5 protein-coding genes and 2 pseudogenes are annotated in these 6,233 nt (G+C 52.8%); 3 read left to right on the top strand and 4 right to left on the bottom strand.

Annotated elements, in window-relative coordinates; translation table 11 throughout:
* Nucleotides 1-174: 174 nt before the first annotated feature.
* On the bottom strand, nucleotides 175-1,206 hold the full coding sequence (xerC, locus tag LGZ99_RS23085) for a site-specific tyrosine recombinase XerC (RefSeq protein ID WP_262979710.1): 1,032 nt from the start codon (nucleotides 1,204-1,206) through the stop codon (nucleotides 175-177).
* A 251-nt stretch (nucleotides 1,207-1,457) separates the two neighbouring features.
* Nucleotides 1,458-4,181 (bottom strand): annotated as a pseudogene (locus LGZ99_RS23080) (CHC2 zinc finger domain-containing protein); the annotation flags it as partial.
* Between the two features lie 122 nt (nucleotides 4,182-4,303).
* Between LGZ99_RS23080 and LGZ99_RS23075 the strand changes: the two are divergent.
* From LGZ99_RS23075 to LGZ99_RS23065, 3 genes are all read left to right on the top strand, one after another.
* Nucleotides 4,304-4,714, top strand: a complete 411-nt coding sequence (locus LGZ99_RS23075) for a helix-turn-helix domain-containing protein (protein WP_036771233.1) — start codon at nucleotides 4,304-4,306, stop codon at nucleotides 4,712-4,714.
* Between the two features lie 85 nt (nucleotides 4,715-4,799).
* Nucleotides 4,800-5,120: a SymE family type I addiction module toxin gene (locus LGZ99_RS23070; protein WP_262979708.1), complete on the top strand. Its 321-nt coding sequence runs from the start codon at nucleotides 4,800-4,802 to the stop codon at nucleotides 5,118-5,120.
* Between the two features lie 14 nt (nucleotides 5,121-5,134).
* Nucleotides 5,135-5,332, top strand: coding sequence for a DUF7706 family protein (locus LGZ99_RS23065; RefSeq protein WP_262979707.1), 198 nt, complete (start codon nucleotides 5,135-5,137; stop codon nucleotides 5,330-5,332).
* Between the two features lie 49 nt (nucleotides 5,333-5,381).
* On the opposite strand, the gene LGZ99_RS23060 is transcribed toward LGZ99_RS23065, so the two are convergent.
* Nucleotides 5,382-5,732 (bottom strand): hypothetical protein, encoded by a 351-nt coding sequence (locus LGZ99_RS23060; protein ID WP_262979706.1) that lies wholly within the window; start codon nucleotides 5,730-5,732, stop codon nucleotides 5,382-5,384.
* A 17-nt stretch (nucleotides 5,733-5,749) separates the two neighbouring features.
* A pseudogene (locus LGZ99_RS23055) lies at nucleotides 5,750-6,233 on the bottom strand (RHS repeat-associated core domain-containing protein); the annotation flags it as partial.

The following is a 6,233-nucleotide window of genomic DNA, read 5'->3' as shown; positions in this document are numbered from 1 at the left end:
GAGAGTTGCAGAGGAAGACGAGGCTTAATGCCGGGCGGCCGTCATTTACCGCCGGCACTCAGAAGGTGGGCAGGCAGTCTGTGCGCAGGGAGGCGCGCAGTCTGCCTTTCACTGCACCCCACACGCTCACAGGGAACCGGCTAACATCAAAGACTGTCCGGCAACACAGGGCGTTCAGTCCAACTTCGGGTTGGCCGGCTTATCACTCTCCGCCTGCGGGTTGTCTGACGGTGTTTTCTGTTCGGGCTTCCGTTCTGCCGGGTGCGTCTGCTCATGCACTTTCTTTAAGTGACCGATTGCCACCCGTGTATAGATTTGCGTGGTTTCCAGACTCGCATGCCCTAATATCGCCTGGATATGTCGGGTATCGGCCCCGTTGTCCAGCATTTGCGTGGCCATTGAATGTCGGAACAGGTGACAGGCCCCGGCTTTCTCCAGTTGCGCTTTTTGGCGAATACTGGCGCCCGTCAGTTGGGTGAGTCTGTCGCGTGACATCTGCCGGCCATTGAGGGTGATAAACAGGTGGCCGCTGTCATGGCGGTGGGCCAGTCGCGGCCGCACGCTGTCAAGGTAGCGTTGTAACCAGTGCAGGGCCTGTTCCCCGATGGGCACCATCCGGTCTTTACGGCCTTTGCCCTGTCTCACCAGCAGTACGCCGCGCCCGAAGTCGATGTCGCTTAACCGCAGATTGGACAGTTCCATCCGCCGGATACCGCTGCTCCACAGCACTTCGAGGATGGCCCGGTTTCTTAAGCCGGTCGGCCTGTTGATATCAATGGCCTGTAATACCGTCTGTGTTTCGTCCTCGCTTAGCACCTGAGCAGGCAGGCGTTTGTCTCTTCGGGGCAACACCAGTTCCTCGGCTGGGTTATACAGGATGTATTGGCGTTGTCGCAGCCAGCGGAACCAGACTCTGAGGTCACTCAGCCGTTTTGACTGTGTGCTCACGGCCAGCGTGTTGCCGTCGGCTTTACGATAGGCTCTCAGCCAGGACTGATAACTTTCCAGTAACGGCGGGCTGACTTGCGGGGCGGACATGACCCCCCGGGCCTCACACCAGTTAACGAACGGCAACAGCCGTTCCTGATAGCCGGTCAGCGTCCAGACGCTGTAGTGTCTGGCGGTCAGGCAATCCAGATAGGCTTTAAGCTGCTGGCGTAATGTGGTGAGATGAGCGGGGCGTGTAGAAGCGATGGTCTGAGTCATGACGGGGTTTCCTGTAAGGTACATGGATTGTTGTTATGGGGTAATCATTGACTACGATACGATGCGGTTTTTCTTTATTGCCTGCCGGAACAGTGCTTTTTCCTTTACCCCGACCGGTTTAGCGCCGGGGCCTTGTATAGCCTGCATTTGGGTGGATTTATACTGCCCGACCAGCCCACGACCTGCACCCGACAGACGTGCGACCGTCTGAGTGATAACCCCGACCGGATGGAATCATACGCCGACTTTTAGGGCGCTATCAGGCCGCACAGGTGCGCCGTGTCGTTATCTTCACCGTCGAACAGCAGTTCATAGACGAACGTCAGTCCGCGACGGTGCAACAGCAGGTATTCCATTTCGACCAGCCGTGACAGATGGATTTTTAGCTGGGTATCGCCCCATTGGATGGCGTCACGCAACAGTTTGCGGGTGAACAGCCACTCATGGCGCGGCTGCCCGCTGGCTTTTACCCAGGCTTGTATCAGCAGCAACAGTTTCCGGGTCTGGGGCGGCATCTCATCCAGTGTGCGGCCTAATATCTCATGGGCCAGCCGGTTCGCCAGGCGGATATCTTCTTTGGCGACTTCGATATATTCAAGCCGTTTGCCCCGGTGTTCCGCGGTCTTCACCTCGCGCTGGTGCTGATGCAGCAGGGCGATACTTTGTATCAGGGTGAGATATTTCATGTGGTCGCGCCGGGTACGGGTTTTATCGCTCATGAACGTTAACTGTGAAGCATAAGGGTTAACCACATTGAGCGGGCGTAACAGCCGTTGAGCGTTCTGATGCAGTTCAGTGATATACGCCTTTTCATTCTCGGCTAGTAAGCCTTCCAGCGTCTGCTTATGGCGCTGTAAGGCGTGGATAGCTTCGGTTTGTTCCCGCGATTCGTTTACCGTCAGCACCAGACAGCGGTTTAACAGCTCTTCATCGACATCAATCGCGGTGGTGGTGAGCATTAGCATCACCGGTCCTTTTACCGAGTACTGTTTGGTGACCAGATTACCGCTGGCGTCATCTTTACCGGTGCTGGCAATGGTCAGTTCGCCGTCGCTTTGCAATAGCTTGAGCGCATAGGCGGCCTGCCGTACCCCTTCTTCTTCGGCTATCGCCAGTATCTTATGCTGGAGATTGGTTTCCCCCAGATAGAACAGACTCTGGCCGGTCATGGCGCTGTATTGCAGCCGTTCCTCTTCCGGTATCAGATTGAGTACCGCATCCATTAAGCTGCTTTTACCTGCCGCCGAACTGCTTTGTATCAGCACGGCCAGCGGACGGTCCAGCTTGCGACTGACGGCGGCTAAGTAACCGGCCAGCAGGTTAGTGCTTTCCCCCACCACGCCACAGGCGGCTAAATCAGCGGTGATTCGCTCACTCAGTTGCGGGTCTTGCAGCAGCGCCAGCGCCGCTTCCCGTTGGGCTTCACTGAGTTCAGGTTGAGATTGAGTGGCTGTCTGCTCACCGACACCGGCCTGTTGACACTGTTCCAGTACCAGCAACACCTGTCCCAGTGCCCGGCGCAGGTCACTTTCGGCCAGTCCCAGTTCGGTGGCAGCCAGTCGCGCATACCCGCCCCGGCTGCGGGCGTTCATCATGTCCACGCTGTCGGCGAACATCACGCCGCTGTCGGTATCAATCACCTGCGCATTGACTTTCATGACTGCTGCCCCGGCTCTGACCTGAGCCAGCCCGCGAACACACCAGCGCAGCGGGCCCAGTGAGATGATAATTTCGCCGTTTGGCCCTTTCTCCCAGACTACACCTGGCAAAGATAGCGGTCTTGTCGCCCGCTCAGCGGCTAAAGCAACAGGGGGTTCCGTTGCCAGTGATGGCTGCGCTGCCGGTTCGGCCGGTGCTTCGGTGTCGGTTTCCTGCGCCGGGTCATACATCGGCACCGCGCCATCCAGCAATAACCCGAATGCCGGTTCGGGCTCGGCGACCTGACACAGATAGCCGTTGGCATCCATGCCCTCGGGGAACACTACGCGGAACACAGTAATGCCGGCGGTGGTCAGTTCTGCGGCCAGTTTCACTGCCGCCTCATTACCGGCGTGGTCATTATCGAAGGCAATCAGCACCTGCCTGACCTGATGCCGTTGCAGTGCCTGCCAGTGGTCGGGGGTAAAGCCATTGACGCCGTAAGCGGCGGTCACGTTACGGTATCCCACCACCCAGAACGACATGGCATCAATTAATGATTCACACAGGATAAGCGATTTGGACGCTATCATGGCGGCTTCATTCCACACGCCGCGGTGCTCGCCGGGCAGGTAGAGATGTTTTGGGGTGCCCGCCCGCAGGCGCTGGGTGATTTTCCGGCCGTAGATTTCCTGTACCTGCCCGTGGCTGTCGAGTACCGGCACCACGAGCGAGCCGCTGAAGTGTTCATGGCCTGACTCCCGCATCAGGCCCACCGCTTGCAACCGGGCCCGGATAGCGGCACCGGCTTTCAGTTGTTTCTCCGGCAGCCGGTAAGCCAGAGTCCGGTTGGCAAAGCCGGGCTTAAAACCGGCGACTAATTCGGGATGATGTAACCGGCGTTTTTCCAGATAGGCCACGGCTTCGGGGGCGTTCAGCAGCGTATGATGGTAAAACTCCACCACCCGGCTGAGCAGCGCCTGCCGTCCGGCTTCGTCTTCGGCCAGTACGGTGGGTTCATTTGGCTGAACCAGCGGCGCTACAGCAGGATTATTCCCCAGCGTGCTGCGCAGGTGCTCTGCCGCCCGCCGCAGGCTCAGGCGCTCGGTTTTCATCACCCAGTCCAGCACCGAACCGCCGGTGTTACAGCCAAAACAGTGATAGAGGTTCTTTTCAGGGCTGAGGACCATTGACGGAGTTTTTTCCTCATGGAACGGGCACAGCAGCACGTAATCTTTGCCGCGTTTAATCAGCTTGTGTCCCTGTTGTTCCGCCACGGCGACTAAGGAGACGGCCGTTTTCAGGTGCTGTAATTCTGCTTCCGGGATGCGTGCCATAACAAAGATCCCCCCAAAATATGTCAAGATTTATTTTGCTTCGATATGCGATATATTATATATTCGTATTACGATAGTAAAGCAAGTCGTTTTTGGAACTCACCTTATACTTGGAGCATTTTATGGCTGATGTGATAGATGAGATTATGCAGACCGAAGAACAGCGCCGGGCATTCGGTAAACGACTCAAAGAGTTACGTAACCAACAGCGACGAACACAGAAGGAAGTTGCTGCCCTGATTGGCTTGCAACTTTCGCAGTACAACAAGTATGAGTCCGGGATGCACATCCCTCCGGCTGATAAATTGATCCAACTGGCTGAGTTGTTCACGACAACTATTGATTACTTATTGCTTGGCTCGCCTAACGAACAGATACCGATTAGCAACACGCGATTAATGGAGCGATTTAAAGCACTGGCCCAATGCCAGCCGGAAGAACAGGAGACAGTGATTAAACTGATTGATGCGGTGATTGTTAAGCACCGGGTTGAGTCGGCAATACGCCCTGTTGATCAGGAAAAGAATAACTAAGTCTAAAGTGATTTTTTAGCGCGGCGTTGAAGTGCAGCAACACAACAACGCCGCTCACCACAAGCAACTAAAAGAGGTAGTTACTATGGCTAAGGTGCATTCTAAAGCAGAAGCGGCGGTAAATAAAGCCGTGAAAACAGAACGTTATTACACGGTGGGCTATGTGCCGAACGGGAATAAGGTCAACAATGCCACACCGGCGATACATCTTAAGGGGCAGTGGCTGAGACAGGCGGGATTTAATACTGGCGGCCAGATTACGGTGAAGGTGATGGACGGTTGTCTGGTGCTGATTCCTGACAGTGAAGCCACGCAACAACAGCATCAGCAGTACCAGCGGCAACAGGCCCAACTGCGGGAGATTAAGCAGCAGATGCGGGCGCTGATAAGTGGTTTTGCGGGTTAAGGGGAGCGCATGAGATGACGATGGCGATTGAACATTTACAGGACATTCAGTTAACCCACATTGAAGCACTGGCCCTGGCGCAACTGGTGAAGCGGCTGAATTGGGCGGAGATACGGGCCTGTGCCGTGAATGACGAGGAAGCGTATCAGATTAAGGATGCCATTGGTAAGCTTCAATCTGCTCTGGCTTACCGTGGGTATGCGCCACGGTAGATCATGAATAGGGCCGGAAGATCTCGAAGGATCTTTCAGCCTTACTTTTTTAATTAAAAATACCTTTATTCTCAGCTTTTTCTATAAATAAGTCTTGTAAACTTCCTTGTATTTCTTCGTCTTCATAAGTTAACGTAAAATCACCATCTATATTGGGTGGAAAGTGGGAACCATCAATGGTTCCAAATATAGTTGATGATGTGTCAGATATTACTACCTTGAAGAAGTCGAAAATAGCTGTTTTGTCTTGTTCATCTAATTTTGATAATGCTTTTCTGGCTTTAGCATACACATCATCATTATTATCCATTGGACTGGTTAAACTATTCTGATAACGGGGTAAGTTGTCATCAAATAATTCACTAAAAATAGATTCTATTATTTTCTCATCATTTTTCATATGGTTACCTTTTAAATTCATTTAAATCTAACTTCTGGATATATATTTTTATTCATATTAATAAGCTCTTTAAGCTTACTATTTGGAATTTCTGGGTAAACTCTTCTTAGCTCTTTTATATCTCTGGCAATCACACTTCTTGCATTAGTAAATTCTTTACCTGTTGCTGGGTTTATTCGACTTCTAGATACAATTCCTAATCCATCTTTAGAAACTGTGTGTCCAACTTTAGGAACTAGTATTGATGGTCCCGTTTTAGGATCATAATTCTTCACTAGATCTTTCATTATTGCTTTTTGACCAACATGATGGGAATCAAGTGCTAAATTTTTTCCTTTAACTGAATCCCTTAAGTTCCCATAGCTATCAATATCCCATTTCTTAGGATCTGAACATCCTGTCAATCCGAGCGGGTCGATCCAACCTGTCGGATTATGCACATACCCATAGGTATTCTCGCCGCCCCAGAGGCCCGTAGGATCAGGGCTGAGATAGCACGTC

The sequence above is a fragment of the Photorhabdus temperata genome (genome assembly GCF_025384845.1).
Lineage (GTDB): Bacteria > Pseudomonadota > Gammaproteobacteria > Enterobacterales > Enterobacteriaceae > Photorhabdus > Photorhabdus temperata.
This window is presented reverse-complemented; position numbering and strand designations above follow the sequence as displayed.

What these genes read in the sequence shown, in the direction of transcription:
- xerC (WP_262979710.1), bottom strand. Translation starts at nt 1,206, where the DNA reads ATGACTCAGACCATCGCTTCTACACGCCCCGCTCATCTCACCACATTA.
- LGZ99_RS23075 (WP_036771233.1), top strand. Translation starts at nt 4,304, where the DNA reads ATGGCTGATGTGATAGATGAGATTATGCAGACCGAAGAACAGCGCCGG.
- LGZ99_RS23070 (WP_262979708.1), top strand. Translation starts at nt 4,800, where the DNA reads ATGGCTAAGGTGCATTCTAAAGCAGAAGCGGCGGTAAATAAAGCCGTG.
- LGZ99_RS23065 (WP_262979707.1), top strand. Translation starts at nt 5,135, where the DNA reads ATGACGATGGCGATTGAACATTTACAGGACATTCAGTTAACCCACATT.
- LGZ99_RS23060 (WP_262979706.1), bottom strand. Translation starts at nt 5,732, where the DNA reads ATGAAAAATGATGAGAAAATAATAGAATCTATTTTTAGTGAATTATTT.